Raw genomic sequence first — 227 nt, 5'->3', positions numbered from 1 at the left:
AATCTTCCAGTTCCAACAATAGAGGTATTGCCCTTGCTGTCATATCAATTTCAGTATAATGGTATGTAAGATTTTTCTATTTCTTTTCCCTCTTTTTCATCATATCTTTTTAATTTTATTTCATTTTGATTTGCTATTAATGATATATTTCTAATTGCTGTTTCAAATGCATTTACAACATCTACAGGTTGATCCGGATNTTGTAAAATTTTCTTGCAAATTTAAAA

The sequence above is a fragment of the Candidatus Nanopusillus massiliensis genome, from assembly GCF_920984865.1.
This window is presented reverse-complemented; position numbering follows the sequence as displayed.